The 23,894-nt window shown below is 69.2% G+C and carries 20 protein-coding genes; 13 read left to right on the top strand and 7 right to left on the bottom strand.

The features are described from left to right. Positions 1-27 precede the first annotated feature (27 nt). Positions 28-960: a LysR family transcriptional regulator gene (locus tag ACWEQQ_RS25190; protein ID WP_452340639.1), complete on the bottom strand. Its 933-nt coding sequence runs from the start codon at positions 958-960 to the stop codon at positions 28-30. A gap of 125 nt (positions 961-1,085) precedes the next feature. Here ACWEQQ_RS25190 and ACWEQQ_RS25185 point away from each other — a divergent pair, with 125 nt between their 5' ends. After that, entirely contained in the window at positions 1,086-2,333 is a 1,248-nt protein-coding gene (locus ACWEQQ_RS25185; protein ID WP_452349917.1) for an MFS transporter, read from the top strand. Here ACWEQQ_RS25185 and ACWEQQ_RS25180 read toward each other — a convergent pair. Next, positions 2,323-2,598, bottom strand: coding sequence for a YggT family protein (locus ACWEQQ_RS25180; RefSeq protein WP_452340641.1), 276 nt, complete (start codon positions 2,596-2,598; stop codon positions 2,323-2,325). The two genes, ACWEQQ_RS25185 and ACWEQQ_RS25180, sit on opposite strands and share 11 nt — an antisense overlap. Before the next feature lie 170 nt (positions 2,599-2,768). Here ACWEQQ_RS25180 and ACWEQQ_RS25175 point away from each other — a divergent pair, with 170 nt between their 5' ends. Further along, entirely contained in the window at positions 2,769-3,023 is a 255-nt protein-coding gene (locus ACWEQQ_RS25175; protein WP_452340642.1) for a hypothetical protein, read from the top strand. 34 nt (positions 3,024-3,057) lie between these two features. On the opposite strand, the gene ACWEQQ_RS25170 is transcribed toward ACWEQQ_RS25175, so the two are convergent. Continuing rightward, positions 3,058-4,095, bottom strand: a complete 1,038-nt coding sequence (locus tag ACWEQQ_RS25170) for a lysylphosphatidylglycerol synthase transmembrane domain-containing protein (RefSeq protein ID WP_452349916.1) — start codon at positions 4,093-4,095, stop codon at positions 3,058-3,060. A gap of 505 nt (positions 4,096-4,600) precedes the next feature. Here ACWEQQ_RS25170 and ACWEQQ_RS25165 point away from each other — a divergent pair. From ACWEQQ_RS25165 to ACWEQQ_RS25145, 5 genes are all read left to right on the top strand, one after another. Beyond that, positions 4,601-5,548: an acyl-ACP desaturase gene (locus ACWEQQ_RS25165; RefSeq protein ID WP_452340644.1), complete on the top strand. Its 948-nt coding sequence runs from the start codon at positions 4,601-4,603 to the stop codon at positions 5,546-5,548. Between the two features lie 103 nt (positions 5,549-5,651). Continuing rightward, a complete protein-coding gene (locus ACWEQQ_RS25160) occupies positions 5,652-5,960 on the top strand; it encodes a hypothetical protein (protein WP_452349915.1) in 309 nt (102 codons plus the stop codon). A gap of 274 nt (positions 5,961-6,234) precedes the next feature. Beyond that, the gene (locus tag ACWEQQ_RS25155; protein ID WP_452349914.1) at positions 6,235-7,833 is read left to right on the top strand and encodes an alpha/beta hydrolase; all 1,599 of its coding nucleotides are present in this window, start codon (positions 6,235-6,237) and stop codon (positions 7,831-7,833) included. A gap of 255 nt (positions 7,834-8,088) precedes the next feature. Then, complete coding sequence (locus ACWEQQ_RS25150; RefSeq protein WP_452349913.1) at positions 8,089-8,868, top strand: hypothetical protein; 780 nt, start codon at positions 8,089-8,091, stop codon at positions 8,866-8,868. Between the two features lie 130 nt (positions 8,869-8,998). After that, positions 8,999-9,463, top strand: coding sequence for a DUF2231 domain-containing protein (locus ACWEQQ_RS25145; protein WP_379384090.1), 465 nt, complete (start codon positions 8,999-9,001; stop codon positions 9,461-9,463). Positions 9,464-9,533: 70 nt separating this feature from the next. Here ACWEQQ_RS25145 and lexA read toward each other — a convergent pair whose 3' ends face one another. Beyond that, the gene (gene lexA, locus ACWEQQ_RS25140; protein WP_452349912.1) at positions 9,534-10,322 is read right to left on the bottom strand and encodes a transcriptional repressor LexA; all 789 of its coding nucleotides are present in this window, start codon (positions 10,320-10,322) and stop codon (positions 9,534-9,536) included. Positions 10,323-10,544: 222 nt separating this feature from the next. Between lexA and ACWEQQ_RS25135 the strand changes: the two genes are divergently transcribed. From ACWEQQ_RS25135 to nrdR, 3 genes are all read left to right on the top strand, one after another. Then, on the top strand, positions 10,545-10,949 hold the full coding sequence (locus ACWEQQ_RS25135) for a hypothetical protein (RefSeq protein WP_452340649.1): 405 nt from the start codon (positions 10,545-10,547) through the stop codon (positions 10,947-10,949). A gap of 186 nt (positions 10,950-11,135) precedes the next feature. After that, a complete protein-coding gene (locus ACWEQQ_RS25130) occupies positions 11,136-12,359 on the top strand; it encodes a hypothetical protein (protein ID WP_452349911.1) in 1,224 nt (407 codons plus the stop codon). Positions 12,360-12,465: 106 nt separating this feature from the next. Next, the gene (gene nrdR / locus ACWEQQ_RS25125) at positions 12,466-12,942 is read left to right on the top strand and encodes a transcriptional regulator NrdR (protein WP_452349910.1); all 477 of its coding nucleotides are present in this window, start codon (positions 12,466-12,468) and stop codon (positions 12,940-12,942) included. Between the two features lie 189 nt (positions 12,943-13,131). On the opposite strand, the gene hrpA is transcribed toward nrdR, so the two are convergent. The 3 genes from hrpA to ACWEQQ_RS25110 all read right to left on the bottom strand — a co-directional run bounded on the left by hrpA (position 13,132) and on the right by ACWEQQ_RS25110 (position 20,280). Then, positions 13,132-17,418: an ATP-dependent RNA helicase HrpA gene (gene hrpA / locus ACWEQQ_RS25120; protein WP_452349909.1), complete on the bottom strand. Its 4,287-nt coding sequence runs from the start codon at positions 17,416-17,418 to the stop codon at positions 13,132-13,134. A gap of 511 nt (positions 17,419-17,929) precedes the next feature. Beyond that, entirely contained in the window at positions 17,930-18,385 is a 456-nt protein-coding gene (locus tag ACWEQQ_RS25115) for a GNAT family N-acetyltransferase (protein WP_452349908.1), read from the bottom strand. Positions 18,386-18,762: 377 nt separating this feature from the next. Further along, entirely contained in the window at positions 18,763-20,280 is a 1,518-nt protein-coding gene (locus ACWEQQ_RS25110) for an APC family permease (protein ID WP_452349907.1), read from the bottom strand. 278 nt (positions 20,281-20,558) lie between these two features. On the opposite strand from ACWEQQ_RS25110, the gene ACWEQQ_RS25105 reads away from it, so the two are divergent. The 3 genes from ACWEQQ_RS25105 (at position 20,559) to ACWEQQ_RS25095 (ending at position 23,894) form a co-directional block, all read left to right on the top strand. Then, entirely contained in the window at positions 20,559-21,998 is a 1,440-nt protein-coding gene (locus tag ACWEQQ_RS25105; protein ID WP_452349906.1) for an APC family permease, read from the top strand. Between the two features lie 5 nt (positions 21,999-22,003). After that, on the top strand, positions 22,004-22,732 hold the full coding sequence (locus ACWEQQ_RS25100; RefSeq protein WP_452340655.1) for an IclR family transcriptional regulator: 729 nt from the start codon (positions 22,004-22,006) through the stop codon (positions 22,730-22,732). 103 nt (positions 22,733-22,835) lie between these two features. Further along, positions 22,836-23,894: an ATP-binding protein gene (locus ACWEQQ_RS25095; protein WP_452349905.1), complete on the top strand. Its 1,059-nt coding sequence runs from the start codon at positions 22,836-22,838 to the stop codon at positions 23,892-23,894.

Raw genomic sequence — 23,894 nt, 5'->3', positions numbered from 1 at the left:
CCTCATCCAATCACCACGGGCCGGAGGTTATTCCGAGGCGCGCGCCCAATCCGGAACCCAGGTGCCGGGACGGTCCACATCCGCGCCGGCCAGATGGCCGTGCAGCGCGGCCAGCGTGGGATGGGGGTCCGCGGCGCGCTGGAGCAGGGAGTGCGGGTAGACGGGCGTGGGATCACGCAAGGGCACCCGCCGCAGACCGTGGGTGTCGGGCCAGAGGAAGCGGGTGTCCTCGCCGACCAGCGTCGCGACCTCCGGGGAATCGGCCACCGCGTCCAGGAGCGGCTCCAGGCCGAAATTCGGGCCGACCGAATCGATGGTGAGATCGAAGGCCGCGGCGAGTGACGCGTAATAGGCGGACCATTCGGTACCGCTCACCAGGCTCGGCATCCAGATGCGATGGCCGGCCAGATCTTCCGGCGACACTGTCCGCGCCTTGGCCAGCCGGTGGGCCGGGCCGACGAGCAGCTCCAGTGGCTCGTCGAAGATCGGCGTGGCCTGCAGGCCCTCGGGCAGCGCGTGCCCCGGCGCGGGCACACAGCGGAAGGCGGCATCGACCGAGCCCTCCAGCAGCGCCTCCATGGCCGCGCCCGCGTGCGGGAGCCGCACCACGTCCAGTTCGAAATCGGGATGGGCGCGGTGGAAGTCGCGCAGCAGCCCGGCCGGGGCGAGCTGGCGACCCACCACATCCACGCGCAACGCCCGCCGGCCCGGGCTCACCGAGGCCAGGGCGCGTTCGGCGGTGTGGAGCAGGGTGCGGGCATGGGGGAGGAAGGCCTGCCCGTCGAGGGTCAGGCGGGCGCCGCGCGCGGTGCGGGTGAACAACCGGGCGCCCAACGTCTTCTCCAGGGCCGCAATGCGTTTCGAGACCGCCTGCTGGCTGATCGACAGATCCGTGGCGGCGTCCTGGAAACGTTCCGCGTCCGCCACCGCGACGAAGGTGCGCACGGCCTCGAGATCCATGCGACGAGAGTATGCGCACAACGTCCGGTTGTGGCTCGCGGGCGGTTCGGTTGTTTGATCCCGAGGTCGCGGGTCTGCTTCGATCTTGCCGGACAACGACGGCGGGACAGCACGAGGCGGGCGGCATGACGGGCAGGCGGTCACTGGGACGCGGATTCGGCTGGTTGTGGACGGCTTTCGCGGTGAGCACGGCGGGATCGTGGCTGGCCTTCGACGCCTTCCCCTTGATCGCGGTGCTGGTCCTGCACGCCGGGCCCGGGCAGGTGTCGCTGCTGGCGGCCGCCGGACTGGCGGTGGGCGCGGTGGTGGCGATACCGCTGGGACCGTGGATGGAATTCCGGCGCAAGCGGCCGGTCATGATCGCCACCGATCTGGCGCGCTTCGCGGTGGTGCTGAGCGTGCCGCTGGCTTTCGCGGCGGGCGTGCTGAGTTTCGCGCAGCTGGTGGTGGTTTCGGTGATCGTCGCGGCCTCGGACATCGCATTCCGGGCGGCGTCGGGGGCATACCTGAAATCCCTGCTGCCCAAGGAGGACCTGCTCCTGGCGAACGGGCGATTCGAATCGACCATGTGGACGGCGTCCGTGCTGGGCCCGCCGCTCGGGGGCGCGGCGATCGGGATCTTCGGACCGGTGGTCACCGTGGCGGCCAATGCCGTCAGCTTCCTGTTGTCCGCCTTGGGAATTCGGGCCATCGGCGGCGGTGAGCCGCAGCCCGCGCCGCGTGGGAGCGGGGGCTTCCGGATGGGCGACCTGGTCGAGGGCTGGCGCTACATCCTGACCCACCGCGCGCTGCGGCCGCTGTTCGTCAACACGATCCTGGTCAACGGCCTGATCCTGGCGACCCAACCGCTGCTGGCCGTCATCATGCTGCGCGATCTCGGCTTCGCGCCTTGGCAGTACGGGCTCGCGTTCGGCATTCCCTGCCTCGGCGGCCTGATCGGCTCGCGGCTGGCGACACCGCTGGTCGGCCGGTTCGGTCAGCGCCGGGTGCTCGTCGCCGCCGGGATGCTGCGCGCCTGCTGGGTGCCCGCCCTCGCCTGCATCGGCCCCGGCCTCACCGGCCTGCTGGTGGTGATCGTGGTGGAATTCGGCCTCATCATCTGCTGCGGAGTCTTCAACCCGGTCTACGCGACCTTCCGCCTCGAACGCGCCGCACCCGACCGCACCACCCGCATGCTCTCCGCCTGGTCCATCACCAGCAACATGAATACCGCAGCCCTGACGGCCCTCTGGGGCCTCCTCGCCGCCGTCACCGGCCCCCGCACCGCCATCGCGCTCGCCGGACTACTCATGCTCGCCACGATTCTGCTGTTGCGCCCCAACAGTTTTCCCGACCTCCCCGCCGCGGAACCGGTAGCCGCCGCTACAAGCTGAAGGCGATCGCGCGCAGCACGAGCACCGCGATGAACACCACGGTGAAGGCGAGGTCGATCGAGACGCCGCCGAGCCGGACCGGCTTCAGGACCCGGCGCACCGGCGCGATCACCGGCTCGGTGAGGCGATGAACGACATCGCGAGCCTTCCGCAGCGCCGGCGGGGTGTCGCCGAGCACGCCGATCCAGTCGATGATGAGGCGGGCCAGCAACAGCAGCATGAACAGCGTCAGGGCGAGCCCGAGCAGGGAACCGAGGAATGACATGGCGAACTCCTTCGTAGTGGCCGCCCTCAGGGTGATCAACGCCGCAACGCCGTCGAAAGTGCCCTGATCGTCGACCCTGCTCGGCAGGTTCGGCGGCGGGCTCGCCGCAGCCGTGCGAGAATCTGGGCTGCTGTTCGCCCCGCTCACCCGAGATCGCACAAGGAGTCGCCGTGAGCAAGAAGTATCTGGTCGGCCTGCCCCTGGCCGTCGCCGCCATGTCACCGGCCCTGGCGGCTGTCGATGCCGCGACCGCCCAGGCCGCCGTTCCGACCTACACCTGTACCGCGCAGACGTGGGCGGGGGACCAGTTGCCCGCCGTGACGGTGGAGGCCAAACACGGGAAGTATCAGGCGCAGGGCGTCGCACAGACCATGTGGGGCGGGGTCGCCAAGTTCGCGACCATCGACTGCAAGATCGGCAACTGATCCCGCGAGATCGGTAACCGAATCCGGGCCGCGCTCAGATGGCGCGGCGATGGTTCAGATAGGCGAAGGAGGCGAGGCCCAGCGGGATCTGGCACCAGAAGGTGAGGAGCCGGAAGCCCAGGGCCGCGCCGACCGCCACCCCGCCGGTCAGGCCCGCGACGGCGGTGAGGCCGGCCGCGATGGTGATCTCCTTGGTGGCCACCCCGTTCGGGGAGGGCAGCAGCGGGGCCAGGGCCACGGTCACCAGTTCCACCACGAACGTGTCGGGCAGGCTGAGGTTCGCGCCGACCGCGTGCAGCACCGCCCACAGCGCCACCACCATGAGCAGCGGCTGGATCAGCGCACAGATCCAGAGGGCCGCCGCGCGGCGCGGACGGACCGCGGTGGCAGCCACCGATTTCCAGGCCAGTTCGGCCTCCGAGCGCGCGTGCCACATGCGGGCGGGCAGCTGCCGCCAGCCGCCGTGCGCCTGTACCCGGCGGTTCATCGCCCGGGCGGCCACCGCCAGGACGATGCTTCCCGCGAGCACGGCGATGATCATGATCGCGGCTGTGTGCCAGAGATTTCCGCCGATCAGGTGGTGCCACCACGCCGAAGCACGGGTACCCAGGTCGTGCCACGGGGGTTGCGCGCCATTGCGGCTCATCAGGCCCGGCGCGGCCAGCGCCGCGATCACCACCAGCGGAACCCGCACCACCAGCGCGGCGAATCCCATCAGCGCGATGGACGCCACCGCGCCGGTATGACTCAGTCCGGTGCGGCGCAGAAACCGCATTCGCAGCAGCAGTGAGGCCGCGGGCACCAGGCCGATGGCGGGTACCGCGAGCTGGAGGGCGAACAGCTGCCGGGCGGAGGTGTCGGCGGGTATCGAACCACGCAGCATGAAAACCGAGGTGGGCCAGAGGGCGAGGGTGGCGAGCGCGGCCAGCAGCAGCCAGCGCGGGTCGGCTGCGGCGAGGGCGTGGACTCCGGTCAGGACCGCGTCCCGCTGCCAGAACGCCGCGGCCATCACCAGCACGGTGAAGACGATGGTGGGTAGTGCCTTTCTCGCAGATGCGGGAACGGCCGCCATCTGCCCTCCTAGGTATCGCAGATATCTTTTTTCGCCGGTGAATCGCATTTGCGCAGATCAACATCAACGCGGTCGGTGGCGCGTGGACTCGCGTCGCCCGATTGGTCCGTGGCGGGTTGCCGGGGACCCGCCTGCTGGTCACGGCGCTGCCGGACCGGCGCTTCCTATCGGGCTGGTCGTTCTGCTGGCGTGGGGTGTAGCCGGCACCTGGCGGGCGAGGACTACCTGGTCCGGACCGCAGTCACGGACCCATCGGTGATTCGAACCGAAGGCAATGGATTGCCGGGTTCATTGAACACGATTTGAAGATCGAAAACGAGTGCGGTGCCGCAGACGGAGAAAATCTTTACAGCCCATCGGTATCGATCACCCGGATTCCGCCAATCGACAGAACGGTCGTCTTCCAAGAGCGCCAGGGCGATTCACCGCAGATCCGGGTAGGCTCGCTGGCAATGGGGAGTGCCGAGATCAAGTCGTAGGGCAGGGTCACGACGTGGCGAATTCCATGACCGCGAGCGCAGTGCTTGCCGAACTCGAACCGGTGGCGGAAGCGAATCTGAACCGGCACCTCTCGGTGGCCAAGGAGTGGCATCCACACGACTACGTGCCCTGGAACGAGGGGCGCAACTTCGCCGCCCTGGGCGGAATCGACTGGGAGCCCGGGCAGTCCCGGCTCAGCCCGGCGGCGCGGGCCGCCATGATCACCAATCTGCTCACCGAGGACAATCTGCCCTCCTACCACCGGCTCATCTCCGAATCGTTCACCCGCGAGCGGGCCTGGGGCACCTGGGTGGACCGCTGGACCGCCGAGGAGAACCGGCACGGGATCGCCATGCGCGACTACCTGGTGGTCACCCGCGGCGTCGATCCGGTGGCGCTCGAGCACGCCCGCATGATCTGTGTCGGGACCGGCGTCGACGACCCCACCGGAACCGGTGACCACGCCGTTCTGCACGGGGTCGCCTATGTGACGTTCCAGGAGCTGGCCACCCGTGTCTCGCACCGCAATACGGGCAAGGCCTGCCACGATCCGGTCGCCGACCGCCTGCTCGCCCGTATCGCCACCGACGAGAACCTGCACATGGTCTTCTACCGCAATATCTGCGGCGCGGCCCTGGACCTGGTCCCCGACGACGCCCTCGCGGCGATCAGCGCGGTCATCGAGAACTTCCGCATGCCCGGTGCCGGCATGCCCGACTTCCGCCGCAACAGCGTCCTCATCGCCAAGCACGGCATCTACGATCTGCGCCAGCATCTCGACGAGGTGATCCTCCCGGTGCTGCGCAAATGGAACATCTTCGAGCGCACCGACTTCTCCGGCCGCGGCGAGCGGATCCGGGACAGTCTGGCCACGTACCTGGACAAACTCGGCAAGGACGTGGTCCGGTTCGAAGAGCAGCGCGACCGTGCGCTCGCCCGCGATGCCGCCCGCCGGGCCGCCGCGACCACCTGAACCCGCCCATGTGAACAGCCACCGCGCTGTCCACAGCCCCCGCCTTTTCGCCGAGACCTCCCGTCCCGCCGCCGCTAGGGTGTGTCCACACGAAGGGGGAGGCATGACAGACATGCTGCGCGCCGACATCACGGCGCTTCGAATCATGGCGGCGGGCATCCACTCCGAAGCCGCAGCCATCTCGGCCGTCGACCCGGTCGACCTGATCGCGAAAGTCGGTCGGGCCATGCCGAATTCCGCGATCGGCGCCGCCGCCGTCACCGTCGGCGACCCACTCCTCGCCGCCCTCCGCAGGCTGGCCGCCCACCTCCACACCTTCGCCGACACCACCGTCCACACCGCAACCACCTATGAGGCCACCGAGCTAGCTCTCGAAACCCAGCTGGACGGCTATCTGCACGGCGCTTCCTGACCGGCCTCGCCGGTCCGGCGGCCGCACGAACAACGAACTCGCCTCCTGCTGAACGGTATTCGCCGTTGGCACCTGTGGCGTTCCGCGCCGAGGGTGACCGGTGGCGCGTTGGACGGAGTCGGGCGCCCAGCGCGGGAGGCTTGCGCCCCGGCGGCAGTGCAGATTTCGCGAATCGGAAGGGATTGCGTGGGGAGGCGCGATGGTGCGAGCGGGGTTTTCGCAAGTGCGGGGATGGGAGCCGGGAGCTGCGATCCGCGCCAGTTCGGGTGTGGCGGTGGCTGATTCGGCGTTCTCCGGGGCCATGACACGGGTGGGGCGCCTGGCCGATGTCACGGTCGCCGGGTGGCAGGGGGCGGCGGGGACGGCGGCCGCGCTGCGGGCATGGGAGTCGCAGCTGGCGGCGAACCATATCGGTGCGGCACTGCTCGACATCGCCGACGCGTTCGCCGAGGCGGGCGCGCTCGAGCGGGTGTGCGCGCTGGTCGGGCAGCTCGCCGACGAGGCCCGGGCCACCGGCTGCCGGATCGCGGAGGACGGCACGGTCCGCGGGCCGCGCTCCGATACCGGGAACTCGGCGCTGGACTTGATCTTCCAGGCGGGCTTCGACGCGAAGGCGAAGCAGGTGCAGGCCCGGCTGGTGCCCCTGCTGGATCTCGCGGGGGAGATCGACGAGCGGGTCGGGGCCCGCCTCGGCGCGGTGGCGGAGGCGCTGGCGGGGTTGGCCGTGGATCCGACGGGTGGCGGGCCGAGCACTCGGGTCGCCGGGATTCTCGACGGGACCGCGAGTCTTCCGGAAGATCCCACAGTGCTCTGCGCGCTGTGGAAGTCGCTCACACCCGCGGATCAGGACGCGCTGTTCGCGGCCGATCCGCTGCTCGGCGACCGCGATGGGATGCCGGCCTTGGCCCGCGACCACTACAACCGGATCGCCTTACAACGGTTGCGGGCCGAGGCCGCGGTGGAGGATCGGCGGCTGGCCGACCGGCACCGGGACTGGACGCGGCACGAGAACCTGCCGACCACCAGCGCGGGCTGGATTCGGTTGCGGGAGTGGGAAGCCGCGCGGAAGGAGACGCAAACGCGCGATGCCGGGTACGCGGCGCTCGCGAATCAGGCCGGAGATCCGGGCTCGGGCCGATTGGTGCTGGCGGTGGACCGGAACGGGCACGGCGCGATCGCACTGAACAATCCGGATCTCACGGTCAATGTCGCGACCTTCGTTCCCGGTACCGGATCGTCGCTGACCGGTATCGGTGTCGGGGTCGGCCGCGCGCTGGCGCTGCTCGAAGCGGCCGAGCGAGCCGATCCGGCCGCGCGGACATCGGTCATCGCGTGGTACGGGTACGACGCACCGCCGGATCTGGCCGAGGCGGCGCGTGATCGCCGGGCTCGGGCGGGCGCGCCCGCGCTGGATCGGTTCGAGAGTGGCCTGCGGGCCGGCCACCTAGGGCTCGCGGCCCATCAGACGGTCGTCGGGCACAGCTACGGGAGCGCCGTGATCGGAGCGGCGGCCAGCGGAGCGAACTCTCTGGCGGCCGACGATCTGGTGTTCGTGGGAAGTCCTGGGGTAGGTGTTGGTGATGTTTCGAAATTGCGTTTGACGGGTATACCTGCGGGCCACAACGGTGCGCATGTCTATGCCACGGCCGACCCCGCTGATCCGGTGCCCAAGTTCGGACAGTTTCTCCATGGGGTCGATCCGGTCGATCGCGAATTTCGCGCAACGGCTTTCACTTCTTCCGGAGCCACTATCGACCTTCCCGTATTGCGGGCCCTGCCGTTCGATGTCGTGTCACACGGAAACTACTGGGAGCCTGCGAATCCGGGTCTGTGGCATCAAGGGGAAATCATCGCCGGACGCTATGGCCAATGATCCCGAACGGGCGGTTCGTTGCGTCGTGATAGCCGTAACTGCTGGTTGCGGATTAGTTGCGGGAGTGGCCGTACCACGGCTCTGGGCGGCCGACCAAACTGGTTTGAAACGGTCTGGTTCATGCTAGGGTTCCGTCAGGTTGGAATGGGAAGTCGGAGACAAATGCGCACTGAGAACATCAATAGAAAGTTCAAACTGCACGACGAGCGCAGGATCGCCGCCCAACTTCCAGAGCAACTTCTTGGTTTAGATGTCGTGGGTTTTGGGAAGTTAGAAGAGTTTCCGGGTGAGTTGCTGAACTCCTTCGGGGAATTCGCGAACGGTTCCGTGCCCCCGCAGTCCCGCATCTATCGCAATGCGCAGCCGAATCTCATCGATGCCTGGCTGCTGGAGCTGTTGCGCGGTGCGCGCATTGGTGACCGCTTCTATCTACGGACCGGGCTGGAGTACTTCCCCTGGGCCGACTGCCGCGTCCTCGACCATCGCTGGCTGGAGTCGCTGCGTCGCGTCATGGGCACCAACCAGGGATACATTGCGCACGATAAGAACTCGGCCGTCATGACCATCGGCACGCAGTACGAGGTGCTCGGCTTCGCCGCCGGCTCCGGGCTGCCGAGTGGGGCCGAGGCCGCGCCGGTCGAGGACGTCCCGACCCGCCGTATCGTCCAGACCCCCGCCGGATCGCCGGATCAGGTGACCGCGGCGCTCAGCGGCGACCTGCGGGCCCGCCGCCTGGCCGCGCTGAACTCCGACGCACCCGCCGCCCGCGATCTGGACCCGGCCGCTGCGCTGGCCTCCATGCCGGACCTGCCCGCGACGCCCGCCCAGGACAAGCCGGCCCCCCAGATCGTGGATGTGCTACCGGTTCCCGCGCCGGAGGCGGTCGCCGCCCCCGAGCCCGCGGCGCTCGAGCCGGCCGCGTCCGCGGCGCCCGAGACCGTCGCCCCGAAGGTCGCCGCCCAGCCGATGCCCGGACGCGACGAGGCGCCCACCCAGCTCATCTCTCGCATCGTGGTGCCCACCGAAACCGACTGACTGCTCGCGCGACCCACGGTCCCGATCCGAACTCGCCGGACGACCGTGGGTCCGAACCGAACCGGCCGGGCCCGGCTTACGTTGTTCTGATACGCCGGGCTTCGTTCGCCGAGTTCGAAAGAGCCGATATATGTCGACATTCAATGGGCTGCCCGCCCATGTCCTGCTGGTGCACGTGATTGTCGTGCTGGTCCCGCTCACCGCGGGACTGCTGATCCTGTGTGCGCTGTGGCCCGCGGCCCGCAGCCGGTTGATCTGGCCGACGGCCGTCCTGGCGGTGCTGGTGACGGCATTGACGCCGGTGACCGTGGAGGCGGGGGAGTGGTTCCAGCGGCAGCTCGGTAATCCCCCGGTGGTGGACGAGCACGCGCGGCTCGGCCATCAGATGCTGTATTTCGTTGCGCCGCTGCTGGTTTCGACCGTACTGCTGGTCTTCGTGCACCTGCGGCGCGGCCGCGGGAAGCCGCTGGGCCGGGCGGTGCCGGCGGTGATCGCACTGCTGGTGATCGCGAGCGGCGCGGCGGCCGGGTGGCAGACCTACCGGGTCGGGGACTCGGGGGCGCACGCGGTGTGGAACGGCGTGCTCAACCACTGACGGAGACGACTGTCGTGACCCGGCGGCCGGTCTGCGGGGCGGTCGCCGGGCCACGGCAGTGCGGGCACGGTCAGATCTTGCGGATGACCGTGACGACCTTGCCGAGAATCTGGGCGTCATTGCCCGGAATCGGCTCGAACAGGGGGTTGTGCGGCATCAGCCACACCTGGGATCCGGTGCGCTTGAAGGTCTTCACGGTGGCCTCGCCCTCGATCATGGCGGCCACGATGTCCCCGTTGTCGGCCACGTTCTGCTGCCGCACGACCACCCAGTCGCCGTCGCAGATGGCGGCGTCGATCATGGACTGGCCGACGACCTTCAGCAGGAACAGCGAACCCTCGCCGACCAGTTCGCGCGGCAGCGGGAAGACGTCCTCCACCGCCTGCTCGGCCAGGATCGGGCCACCGGCGGCGATCCGGCCCAGCACCGGGACGTAGGTCGGGGCGGGGTGCCCGTCGGAGGCGTCGGCCTCGGTATTGACCGCGCGCAGCTGCGACACGCCGGCGGTGGCGCGCATCGCCGTCTCGTCCAGGCCCCGGACATCCACGGCGCGTGGGCGATTGGGGTCGCGGCGTAGATAGCCCTTGCGCTCGAGCGCCCGGAGCTGGTGTGCCACCGAGGAAGTCGAGGTGAGGCCGACGGCATCGCCGATCTCGCGGATGCTGGGCGGATAGCCGCGGTCGTGCACCGAGGTGCGGATGACCTCCAGTACCTTGCGCTGGCGCATGGTCAGATCGGCGCCGACACCGGACGATTCGGACAGGGGGCCGTCACCGTCGGGACCAAGGGGTCCGTTCTCACCATCCGCGCCGCCGTGTTCGCTCACCGCCGCCGTCCTCCGTTCACTGCTGTCGCTCACCGGAATTCGTTCCCGGATGCGGTTCATCGTGCGTCCGGGGAACTCGTGTCTCGACTGTAGTCCGTGTGACGCGTGTGATCAAACATCTGTTCGACGCATGTCGGGGAAATCAGTGACATTGTCGGTGGGCCGTGGTAAAAATTCGAACATCAGTTCTTCGAACACATGATCGAGTCAGTTGTCCAGCATCATTCGGTCCGCCCTACTTTGGAGGTTTCTTCGATGCGCACCGTGGTCAGCGAAATCGACACTCTGGGAAGCGATCTGGGATTCGACAGCATCCCCTGGGAGCTGCGTTCGGATCGGTTCCGGGCCGGGACGCCCGCGGCTGCGGGCCGTCCCGCCCTGGACCGCCGCCCCTGCCGCGCACGGGTTCGGCCCGCCGCCGGCGCAGGTGTTCGACGCGACCATGTCGTGGTGCGACACGCGGCCCGGCGCGCCCGTGGCGCGCATCCGCTGGATCGGGTGCAGCGCGCCCAGGTCGGTCTCGCGGCCCTCGCCATCACCGCATTGATGAGCGCGCTGGCCGTGGCCGGTCTGATCGGTCTGGCCCACTTGCGTTCCGGCGACTTCGATTCGCAGACCACCCCGTCCTCGGTCCAGCTGGTCCAGGCGCCGGTGCGATAGCGAGCCCGCTGCTGCGATAGTTGCCCGGTCATAGCCGTTATTCGGGATAGAGCTCGACGGCCATCGGCGTGGCCGAAAATGCAGATTGAAAACTGAAACGTGTTGCTAGCGTCCCCCTGGATGTGACAGAGGCTACATCCGCGCGGGCCGTGCTCCGGCCCGCGCGCACAGCGACAGGGGGCGTCAATGCCGAGAGTTCGAGGGCTGATCCGGGTGGCCGGTGTCCTCACCTGCCTGACGATCGGGCTGGTGACCGCACCGGCCGCGCATCCGGAGTCCGCCTATGCCGCGTATCTGGATCTGCCGTCGGTCAATGGTGACGGCGCGGGCGGCGGCGGATTGAATCCCGCACTGCCCCTGGATCCGGACACCCTGCGGGCCGCGCTCGACGACGCGCGCGTCGCGGGTGTCGAGCCGCGGCGCTACGCGACGCTGCTGCATCAGTACTGGCTGGTCACCGCGACCCGGAATGCCGACATCGACCTGGCGGCCTGGGATCCCGGGCGCGGCGTCGCGGCGAATACCCGCACCTTCACCCAGGTCTATGTGAACTACCTGCGGCTCGACAACGCTCACCCGGACTACTGGTGGACCGGTCTGGCCGGGCTGGCCGGCGGGTCGTTCGCGTCGGGCTTCTTCGACATGGGCGATGTGTCGGCCATTCTCACCGTGCCGGGCATCCATCAGCTCGGTGACTCGGTGGCCGATCTGCTGCACGGCACCCCGCCGCAGCTGCTGGACATCCTGCCCGCCGACATCCGGACCCTCGGCACCGCGGGCGAGCGGCTCACCGCCGACGATCTGGCCTGGTACCAGACCCGGCTGATGATCATGCAGAAGCACATCTTCATCGACCAGGTGCCCATGCACGAGGCCTACGCGGCTGCGGGCCTGGCCGGTGTCGAGGAGATGTACCGGGCCGGCGTGCTGGACGAGAACGCCATCACCGCCTGGCGCGAGATCGATTCCGGCACCCCCGACGGCCTGGCCGACGCCGCGCTGCGCATGACCGACCGGGAACAGAACCAGATCATCGCCGACCAATGGGATGTCACCTCGCACGGCCGTGGCGACATGGGTCGGGTCATGACCTATGTGAGCACGATCGCGGGCAAGGCCGCTGTTCCCGGCGTCCGCGCGCCCGGCGTCTTCGCGCCCACCACCCTCACCACGGGCGCGATGTCGCTGCGCGCCCCGCTGCCCGACTTCAACTGGGCCGACCGCGACACGCGGTGGAACTACATCACCCACGATCTGCTGCCGCGCTATCTGGAACTGTGCGCGAATCCGGCCGCTGCGAGACCGGTTCTGGCCGTGCCGTTCCCGGTCATGCTGACTACTGGGCGGCTGGTGCAGCGCTTGCCGGATCTGCTCGCCGACCTGACCTCGCAGTGGCAGGTGACCACCTGATTCGGGCCTGCGGACCCGGGCGGACGCCGCCGATCGGGTCCGTCACGGTATCCTCGAGATTGCTCGAGGTTGCTGTGGAAGCCCAGGCATCGACGAAGGATCCCGGATGCATTGCCCGTACTGTCGTCATCCCGATTCGAGGGTGGTCGACTCGCGTGAGGCCGAGGAAGGTACCGCCATCAGGAGGCGACGTGCCTGCCCGGAGTGTGGGCGCAGGTTCACCACGGTCGAAACCGCGATCCTGTCGGTCGTGAAGCGCAGCGGTGTCACCGAGCCGTTCAGTCGCGAGAAGGTCATCCGCGGCGTCAGCCGCGCCTGCCAGGGCCGCGAGGTCGATTCGGATGCGCTGAACCTGCTCGCGCAGCAGGTGGAGGATGCGGTGCGTGCCAAGGGTTCCCCCGAGGTGCCCAGCCACGAGGTCGGCCTCGCCATCCTCGGCCCGCTGCGTGATCTCGACGAGGTCGCCTACCTCCGCTTCGCCTCGGTCTACCGATCCTTCAGCTCCGCCGAGGATTTCGAACGCGAGATCGCCGACCTGCGCAAGCACCGCGCCGACCACACCGTGGGCGCGGCAACCCAGTAAACGGGCGACCGCTACCGGTCACCCCCACATCGATTCCCGGTCCGGCCCCGAGCAATTCGGAGCCGGACCGCTTCATTTCCCGGCGTCTCATGTCCTGGCCGAGGCGCGATGCGCTGGCCCGCAACCGCTTTCCGAGAAGGCATGTGCGCCAGTGCATGCCCGTGGTGTTGCGCGGAAGATCGCGCCCCGTCAGCGCTTTTGCTGGGGTGGGCGGCGGGCGATGTCGATCGCCTTCTCGATGCGCTTCGCCGACACCGGGTAGGGGGTGCCGAGCTGCTGGGCGAAGAGGCTGACGCGGAGTTCCTCGATCATCCACCAGATTTCGACGATGTCGCGGCCGCCCCGGCGCGCCTCGGGGAGGTTGCCGACGAGCCGGTCGTAGGCGGCGTGGACGCGGTCGAGTTCGGCCAGGCCGGCGCGGTCGCGGTTGGCGGAGGCGGGGAGCGCCTCCAGGCGCAGGCGGGCGGCTTCCAGATAGCGGGGGAGTTCCCGCAGCCGGGCGCTGCCCCACTCGGCGATGAAACCGGGGAAGATCAGGTCGTCGAGCTGGTGCGTGACATCGTCGGTGGCGTCCCGGTCGCGGGATTCGGCGAGGGCGGCGCGCAGCCGGTGCGCCTCGGCGAGGACCGGGACGACGGAGCGGACGATGGTGGCGACGGCCGTGGTGAACTGCGGGCGGACCTTCTCCACCAGCGCCTGGAATTGCTCGGGGCTGCGCACCGGTCCGCCATTGGCGGCGATGAGTTCATCGGCGGCGCAGGCGCGGCAGTCCTCGACCAGGGCGTCGAGGGTGCCGTACGGATTCTGGCTCAGCGCAAGGCGATCGGTGGGCGGCAGGCCCGCGGTGACGGCGCGGGTATTGGTGGTGATCGCGCCCAGCAGCAGGGCGCGGGTGCCGGTGCGCATGGCGGTGGCCTGGGCGGCGGGGGAGCTGAGGACGCGTACCGCCACGCCGTTCGCTTCCGCGACCAGGGCCGGATAACCGGTAATGGTCTGACCGCTGACCTGGCGTTTCACCGAGGACGGCAGGGTGCCCAGGGATTCGGAGGTCCACACCGTGGACGGGGCCCGCTCGGCGGCGTTGTTGGCGCGCGCCACCGACTTCGAGACCTGTTCCGCCAGGCTGGATTTCAGTTCGGCCAGGCTCTTGCTGCGGGCGACGACGGCGCCGGTCGGGTCGGTGGCGGCGAAGGTCATCCGCAGGTGGTCGGGCAGGCCCGCCGGATCGAGCATGGTGGCGGCGATGGTCACCGAGCCGAGCTGGGACAGTTCCCGGGCCAGTCCGGTGCGCAGTGGTTCGGCGCGCGGGGTGAGGCGGTCCAGGGCGGCCTTGGCGAAGTCGGGTGCGGGAACCACGGTGCGGCGCAGCTGTTTCGGCAGCGTCTTGATGAAAGCGGCGGCCAGCTCCTCACGCATGCCGGGGACCAGCCAGTCGAAGCCGACCGAGCGCACGTGCGCGAGCTGGGCGATCGGAATGTGCACGGTGACACCGTCGTCGGCCTGACCGGGCTCGAACTGGTAGGTGAGCGGGAAGGTCAGCTCGCCCTGCCGCCAGCTGTCGGGGTAGGCGGTCGGATCCAGCAGTGCCGCATCCTCGTTCACCACCGTGGAGGCGGTGAAGTCCAGCAGGTTCGGATCGGTGCGCTGGGTCTTGCGCCACCAGCTGTCGAAGTGCCGCACCGACACGATGTCCGACGGGATGCGCTGGTCGTAGAAGTCGAACAGCACCTGGTCGTCGACCAGGATGTCGCGCCGTCGCGCCCGATGCTCGAGATCCGCGACGTCGTCGAGCAATTCGCGGTTCCGCGCGAAGAAGTCGTGCTTGGTCTGCCACTCGCCCTGCACCAGCGCGTGCCGGATGAACAGCTCCCGCGACAACTCCGGATCGATCCGCCCGAAGTCCACCCGCCGCTGCGTCACCAGCGGAATGCCGTACAGCGTCACCCGCTCGTAGGCTGCCGCCGCACCCCGTTTCGCCGACCAGTGCGGTTCGGAGTACGTGCGTTTCACCAGGTCCCCGGCCAGCCGCTCGGCCCACTCGGGTTCGATCCGCGCCGCCGTCCGGCCCCACAACCGCGAGGTTTCCACCAGCTCGGCCGCCATCACCCACCGCGGCGGCTTCTTGGCCAGCGACGATCCCGGGAAGATCATGAACTTGGCATTGCGGGCTCCCAGGAACTCCCGGGTCTCCGCCTCCCGCACACCGATATGCGACAGCATGCCCGCCAGCAGCGCCTGGTGGATCGACGTCACATCCCACGGCAGCGAGTCGTTGTCCAGCCCCGTTTTCGCCGCGAGGGTCTCGGCCAACTCCGCCCTGCCGCTGTCCGATGTCGCGCCTCTGCCGCGCCCGCCGTGAGATCGCCCCGCACGGCCCGAGTCGTTGGCGTGCGCGACGTCGCTCCCGCGCCGGTTTCGTCCGGTATGACCGTCGGGAGCCTCGGTGGTGGCCATGTGGCCGCCGGGTCCGGTTTCGGATCTGCTCTCGCTGCGATCTGTGCGGCTCGCGCTCCGGCCGCGGCGGTTACGCGGGGTGCCGTCGGCATCGGAAGACGGTGCGGTGCGGTCGAATTGGGCGTCCGAGCCCGCGGTGTTCCAGCCGAGGCCGCGGGTGATGGTGCGGAGCTGGCCGTGCAGGTCCTGCCATTCGCGAATACGGAGGTAGTGCAGGAACTCGTCGCGGCACAGGCGGCGGAACTGGTTGGAGGACAGGGCGTTCCGCTGTTCGCGCAGGTAGTCCCAGAGGCGCAGGTAGGCCAGGAAGTCGGAGCCCTCGACGGTGAAGCGCGCGTGTTTGGTGTCGGCGGCCTGCTGGTGTTCGACGGGTCGCTCGCGGACATCCTGGATGGACAGGGCCGCGACGATGATGAGGACCTCGGCGAGGCAGCCGCCGCGGTTCGCCTCGACCAGCATGCGGGCCATGCGCGGATCGACCGGGATCTGCGCCATTTCGCGGCCGATGGGGGTGAGGATCAGACCGGCGTCGGGAATGTCCTTGCGCGCACTGGCTTCGGCCTCCGCCCGGGCCAGCGCGCCGAGTTCCTCGAGCAGCGCGATGCCGTCGCGAATGGCACGGGCGTCGGGGGCCTCGACGAACGGGAAGCTCTCGATATCGCCGAGTCCGAGCGCGGTCATCTGGAGGATGACGGCGGCCAGGTTGGTGCGCAGGATCTCGGGTTCGGTGAACTGCGGCCGGGATTCGAAGTCGTCCTCGGAGTACAGCCGGATGGCGATACCGTCCGCGACACGGCCGCAGCGACCGGACCGCTGTCGCGCCGACGCCTGCGAGATGGACTCGATGGGCAGCCGCTGCACCTTCGTGCGCATGGAGTAACGCGAAATGCGTGCGGTGCCAGGGTCGATCACGTAGCGGATGCCCGGCACCGTGAGCGAGGTCTCGGCCACATTGGTGGCGAGCACCACGCGCCGGCCGGTGTGCGATTCGAACACCCGGTGCTGCTCGGCCGCGGACAGCCGCGCGTACAGCGGCAGAATCTCGGTGCGCGGCAGCCGCATGTCCCGCAGCGAATCCGCGGTATCGCGGATCTCGCGCTCGCCGGAGAGGAAGACCAGAATGTCGCCGTCGCCCTCGGCCTGCAGTTCCCGCACCGCGTCGCCGATGGCGTCGGTGGGGTCGCGGTCGACGATCCGGGTGTCCTCGTCGTCGGGGTCCTCGGAAGTGACCGGAAGCTCCAGCGACAGCGGCCGGTATCGGACCTCCACCGGATACGATCGTCCCGACACCTCGACAATCGGTGCGGGCGTGCCGTTCTCGTCACTGAAGTGCCGCGCGAACAGCTCCGGGTCGATGGTCGCGGAGGTGATGATGATCTTCAGATCCGGCCGCTTGGGCAGCAGCTGCTTGAGATACCCGAGCAGGAAGTCGATATTGAGGCTGCGCTCGTGCGCCTCGTCGATGATGATCGTGTCGTAGCGGCGCAGCAGCCGGTCGCGCTGGATCTCGGCGAGCAGGATGCCGTCGGTCATGAGTTTGACCAGCGTGCGGTCCGACGCCTGATCGGTGAAGCGGACCGTGTAGCCGACCACGTCGCCCAGTTCGGTGCCGAGTTCCTCGGCGATGCGCTCGGCCACGGTGCGGGCGGCCAGTCGCCGCGGCTGGGTGTGGCCGATGGTGCCGCGGATCCCGCGCCCGAGCTCGAGGCAGATCTTGGGGATCTGGGTGGTCTTGCCGGAGCCGGTCTCACCGGCCACGATCACGACCTGGTGCGCGGCGATGGCGCCGGCGATGTCGTCGCGGCGCGCGGAGACCGGTAGCTGCTCGGGATACCTGATGGCCGGGACGGCGGCGCGGCGGGCGTCCACCCGGCGTTGCGCGGCGTCGATATCTGTTTCGAGGTCGGTGAGATCGCCGCCGCGGGCCTTGTCGAGCCTGCGACGCAACCGGTGCTCGTCGCGGATCGAGAGATCGGCCAGGCGGGTACGAAGCTCGCGAGAGGTGGCGGCGGTCCTGGTCATTGCATCGTCAACGATAGCGAAGTGCCGGTCCGGGCCGGTCGGCGCGGTGTCCGGCGGCCCGATCTCGCGCTTGCCGCAAGTGTGCCGCACCGGCGTATCGTCCGCGGTCGGGTGGTTCGGCATGCGACCATCGAGCCCTGGCCGTCAGAGGCGGAACGCCCGCGTGGATCCGGGTGCTGCGCATCGTCTTCGGAATCGTGGGCCTGGTGGCGCCCTGGTGATCCCGATCGTGCTGATCGCGGACTGGTTGCTGGTGGCCGCGGGCCTGAAGCCGACCAGCTGGCTCATCCTGGGCCGCCTGGCCTACCCGCTGGCCTACGGCGCCTACACGCTGTCGCGCGGGCCGTTCGACGATTTGGTACCCCTACCCGTTCATCGACCCCCGCGACCAGGGCTACGCCCAGCCGTCCGGCGGGCTGGTGATCAGGCCGTGATCTTCGCCATCCTGGGCGTGACCGCGGTGGCGCTGAACGGGGGCTGGTACCCAGGGCCGTCGGCCGCTGACTCCGGTTCAGAGCGCCCGGGTCATGAAGACGCTGTGCGGGTCCGCCGCGTAATTCGCGAACGGCCCGCACTCTTCGAACCCGTAGCGTTCGTACAGCCGCACCGCTGGCAGATAGAACTCCGACGCCCCGGTCTCCAGGCTCAACCGCGCGTATCCGCGCGCGGCGGCCTCGGCGAGGATGTGCCGCAACAACTGTGACGCCACCCCGCGCCCCCGGTGACTCGCCGCGGTCCGCATGGACTTGATCTCACCGTGCACCGGATCCAGCTCCTTGAGCGCTCCGCACCCGGCCAGTTCCGGGCCCTCCCACGCCGACCAGAAGGTGATCTCCGGCTTGCGCAGCGCCGCCACGTCGAGCGCGTGCATGCTGTCCTCGGGCGAGTTCGCCAGCATCTCGGCAACGTGGGCCTCGAGCAGTCCGATCACCTCGTCCCCGCTCAGATCGTCGATCACAATGCGCATGCCGCCAGGCTATCCGCCGAGCTCGGGACCATGACTGCACAGGCCGCGCCGCCGGTTCCGGGTACTGACCGCACGCGCCAACCCGCCGACCTACCGTGCCGTCCGTTCCGGTGTGGTGCGTGTGTACTCCTGCGACCGGTGAGACTCGGTGTGGTCGGCCGGGTTTCGTGATCATTTCGGGTTATCCGGCTCGGCTGTTCGGGCCGTCGTGGGGCGAACCGCAATGGCACGGTTCCGAGGGTGCTACCGCGGGGCGTCGGATACGTGCACGCCGACTCGAAGCTGAAGACGGCCCGGAAGCCGCAAGGCTCCGGGCCGTTTCCACGCCGCCGGACCTCGAATGCCGCGAGTTCCGGAATGGCCCCGATCAGGGCGGGTCAGCGTTCGTGGGTTTCCTCCAGGACGGTCCGGCCGACCCGCGCGTACCGGGCTGGGGAGAGACGCTTCAGATATTCGGCGAAACCGAAGCCGCCCAGGGCGATTGCGGCGACCAGCCACGGGGTGGCCTTCAGGACCAGGGAGCTGGATTCGGCGCCCGCGGCGGTACCCATATTGAGGACCAGCAAACCGACCACCGCGGCCATGGCGAGTCCGCCCAGCAGCGGAGCCAGTACGGTGCGGAACCAGTGCCGGCTCTCGGGGTGATGGGTGCGGAAATAGTTGAGCACCGCGAAGGAACAGGCCGCCTGGACCACCAGGATGGCCATGGTGCCGAGGATCGCCAGCAGCGTGTAGGTGCCGGAATAGGGATCCTTGCCCGCGATTCCGAAGCCCGCGACCAGCACGCAGGCGATGACCGTCTGGACCACGCCCGCGACGTGCGGCGACCCGTGCCGAGGATGGGTGCGGCCGACGGTGCGCTCGAGCACGGGGAAGACGCCCTCGCGGCCGAGCGCGTAGAGGTAGCGGGCGGCGCAGTTGTGGAATGCCATGCCGCAGGCCAGGGATCCGGTCATCATGAGCCACTGCATGGCGCTCACCGCCCAATGCCCGACGTAGGTCTGGGTGGGGTGGAAGAACAGGTCCATCGGGTTGTCCGAGGCCGCCAGCGCCGCCGATTCCCCGATGCCGTTGCCGGACATGGCCATCCACGACACGAGTACGTAGAACACGCCCACGCCGATGACCGCGATCATGGTGGCCTTGGGGATGATCCGCTTGGGGTCACGGGATTCCTCGCCGTACATGGCCGTCGACTCGAATCCGACCCACGACCAGAACGCGAAGAACAAGCCCAGCCCTGCCGACGGCCCGGTGAAGGCATTGACCGGATTCAGCGGCGCGAACGAGAATCCGTGCGGCCCACCGCCGTGCAGCGCCACCGCGATACCCATGATGGCCAGCACCGCACACTCGGTGCCCAGCAGCACGACCAGGAACTTCTCCGCGACGGCCACCCCGAACCAGGTGCCCAGAGCATTGATCGCCAGCATGACGATCGCGAACACCCACCAGGGCACGTGCACGCCGAACTGTGCCGCAACGGTATTCGTGCCGAAGCTGGAGAAGATCCCGACCAGCGATCCCTCGAACACCATGTACGCGAAGGTGGCCAGCAGTCCCGCCGCCAGCCCGGCCGAGCGGCCCAGTCCGAACGAGATGAACCCGTAGAACGCGCCGGTCGCGGTGATGTGCTTGGACATGGTGGTGAAGCCCACCGAGAACACCGCGAGCACCACCATGGCGATCAGGAACGCGGCGGGCGTGCCCGTCCCGGTCCCGGCCGAGATCATGAACGGCACATTGCCGGTCATGGCGGTGATCGGCGCGGCGGTGGCGATGGCCATGAACACCACCCCGAGCAAACCCACGGCATTGGCTTTGAGGCGGTGCACCCCGTCGGGTGGATTGGCGCCGGGCGGCGCGGCGGTGGCGCGTTCGATCTGCTGCGTCATGGATCCGTCTCTCTGCTGCGCCCGCCCCGGAATCACCGGGTGGCGGGGTCTTTTCCAATGGCGCGGAACGCTATAGACGGTCTGTAACAGCGGCGGGTGTGCGACGGTGACCGTCGGCGGGAAAGGCGCAAGATTTTTCTCTCGCCTCGAGACAAGCCGATGTTACCTGTGTTTACGCCCGTGCAATACGGATCGGCGACGCTGTGGCAACCCGTGGTCAGGGAACCGGTCCAGAGAGAGGCGCACGTATGAGATCGGCTGCGCCGAGTCGGCCCCCGGTGTCCGGACGTTCGCCGGTGCGCGGATTGACCCGGCGCGAACTGCCTTTCGTGCCGGTGTTCGCGCAGTCGGTCGCGGCCATCGCCCCGTCGGGAACGGCCGTGGTCACCCCGGCGTTCGTGATCGGCGCGGCCGGGGGCGGAGCGAGCGTGGCCGCGTTCCTGGCGGCGGCGCTGCTGGCCTGGGGTGTGGCGCTGGTGATCCGGCCGATGGCGCAGCGGCTGGCGGTGACCGGCGGGCTGTACACGTATGTGGCCAAGGGGCTCGGCCCCGCGATGGCCGTACCGGTCGGCTGGTCGGCGATCGCCGGGTACGCGAGCGTCAGCGTGGCGGGGCTGATCGCGGTCGGCACGTATCTGGACCAGGTCGCGGTGACCGCCGGACTCGCCGGATTCGGCGGGACCGCAACGATTGTCGCACTGCTGCTGATCGCGGCTTCGGCCGCGGCCGTGCTCATGGTGCGGGGGATCCGGCTGTCCGCCTCGGTGACCCTGCTGATCGAATGCGTCTCGGTGGTGACGGTCCTCGCTCTGATGGGCTACCTGCTGACCCGCGACGGCGTCGGCGCGCAGGCCGGCCGCGCCTTCGAATGGCACGGTGGCACCGGTGGTCTCGCCATGAGTGCGGTGGTGGCGATCAGCGCTTTCGTCGGGTTCGAGAGTGCGACAACGCTGTCCTCGGAGGCCTACCGGCCCTTCCGGTCGGTGCCGCGCACACTGGCGTGGACGCCGGTCGCCGCCGCGGTGATCTATCTGTTCACGGTGTCCGCGCAGGCGGTGGCGCTGGCCGCCGCGCCGCCGGGCCTGGCCGCCGGTTCCACACCGGTGACGGACCTGGTGTTGCAGGACAATTCGCGATTCCTGAGCGCGGTTCTGGATCTCGGGGTGGCGGCATCGTTCTTCGCCTGCACGGTCGCCTCGATCAATGCCCTGGTCCGTGTCCTGTTCACCATGGGCCGCGAGGGCATCGCCCCGGCCGCGGCCGGTCGCACGCACCCGCGTTTCCACACGCCCGCGCCCGCGATCGTCGCGGCGGTCGGCGCGGTGACGGCCTGCGCGGTCTGGTACCTGCTGTCGGGAGCCGAACCGCAGGACGGGATTCGGAGCTTCCTCACCCTGAGCGCGCTCGGCTATCTGGGTTCGTATCTGCCCGCCTGCCTGGCCACTCCGGCGCTGCTGCGCCGCATCGGCGAACCCAGCCGTGGCATGGCGCTGCTCGGCACGGTCACCGCGACGCTGCTCGGAATCCTCATGGTCGCCGCCGCGGTATCGGCCCGCAACGACAATGTCACCGTCGTGATCGCCTACGCCGCGGTGCTTGCGGCCGCCGCGCTCTTCACCGTCGCGCTGCGGGTCTGCGCGCCGGATCGATTGCGCGGCCTCGGCATCTACGACGAGCCGCAGCGCGCGGACCTGCTGCCCACCGCGACCTTCCGGTAGGCGCGATGAAGGACTCCCGCCGCACCACCACCGTCTCCAACTCCATCGCCATTCTCGAGGCGGTCGCCGACTGCGGCGTGGGCGTCACCGCCAAGGAGATCGCCGAACGCCTCGGCATCGCCCCCGCCACCACCTACCGGCTGCTGAATTCCCTTGTCGCCGACGAGTATCTGGTACGCACTGCCGATCTGCGCGGCTTCGCGCTGGGTGCGCGGCTGCACGGATTCGCGGCCGCCATCCGGATGCCGGTGGTGCCTGCGGCAGCGAGCGGGCTGCTCGGCGAATTCCGTGCGTCCACCCGATTCGCGGTGCACCTCATGAACTTCCGACCGGCCGCGGTCCAGGTGCTCAGCGAGGACCCGGACCATCCGATTCCGGGCGAGCGGGAGTTGTCACGGCATCTGCACGCCTCCGCCGCGGGCAAACTACTGCTCGCCGCACGGACCGAATGGCGCACGCTGGTCGCGCACCCGGTGCGTATCGCGGCGCGCACCAAGATCGATCACGCCGCCCTCGCCGAGGATCTGCGGACCGTCCGCGAGTCCGGATATGCCAGGGCCGCAGACGAACTCGTGCCCGGCGTCGCCTGTCTGGCCCTGCCCATCTACAACGCCCTGGGCAGCCTCGCGGGCGCGCTGTGCCTGAGCGGCCCCAGCAACCGCCTTCCGGCGCTCGAGACCCACCGCGATCCGGCCCGTGATTGCGCCGCCCGCCTGGGCCCGCTGCTCTACTGACTCGCCCCCGCTGCTCCATCGACGTCGTCCCGCGCCGAAAATCATTGGCCGCCCTCGAGTGTGCGCTCCTAACCTGGGTCCACATCCGACCTGAAAGGACGATTTGGAAGCGACTGTCACGGTGACCCCGGACCAGTTGCCGGAGCTGCTGCTGCACGTCGCGGTGGTGCGTCCGGTATTTCTGTGGGGTGCGCCCGGAATCGGGAAGAGCTCGCTGGTGCGCGGTTTCGCCGAGGCCCTCGGCCTGGACTGCGTCACCCTGCTGGGCACGCAGCTGGCCCCCGAGGACCTCATCGGCGTGCCGCAGATCGTCGAGAATCGCAGCCGGTTCGCGCCGCCGGAGATGATCGCCCGCGAGCAGCCGTACTGCCTGTTCCTCGACGAACTCAATGCCGCGCCCGCGGAAGTCCAGAAGTCGTTCTACTCACTGATTCTCGACCGGCGCGTGGGCGCCTACGAGCTGCCCGCCGGATCGGTCGTGATCGGTGCGGGCAACCGCGCCACGGACAACGCCCTCGCCCGCCCCATGGCCTCCGCGCTGGTCAACCGCATGGTGCACGTGCACTTGCGCGCCGACGTCGACGACTGGCTGAAATGGGCCGCCGGCAATGACATTCATGCCTGGGTGATCGAGTACGTCATGCAGCGCCCCGACCACCTGTGGGCGCAGCCGCCCAAGACCGAGCAGCCGTTCTCGACCCCGCGCGGCTGGCACATGCTCTCCGACGCCCTGCACTCCTACGGCGACGACATCGACGACACCACCCTGGCGGTGCTGTCGTCCGGAATCCTCACCGCCGCACACGCTTCCGGCTTCCGTGCCTTCGTGAAGACCGTCCGGCACGCCTACGACCTGGAGGCGGTCGTCAAGGGTGAGGCGGGCTGGCCTCGCAATCCCGCCGACCGCGACCTGCTGTACTTCCTGTCGGAGGCGTTCCGGGCCCGGCTCGTCAAGGAACTCCCCGCATCCCGCGAGCACGCGTCGCCCGGGGTGAAACGGTTCTCGCTGCGCGCCAAGACCATGCTCACCGAACTGGCCGAGATCTCGGTCGAGTGCGCGCAGCTGGTCGTCGCCGCCGACGACGACGGGCTGCCGGTGCTGCCGTCCTGGTTCCTGGTCGAGGTCACCCGCGATCTGCCGCGGCTGGCGGCGCGGCGGTAG

The organism is Nocardia sp. NPDC004123 (assembly GCF_053603795.1).
The sequence above is the reverse complement of the archived record's forward strand: the minus strand, read 5'-3'. Positions and strand labels throughout refer to the sequence as shown.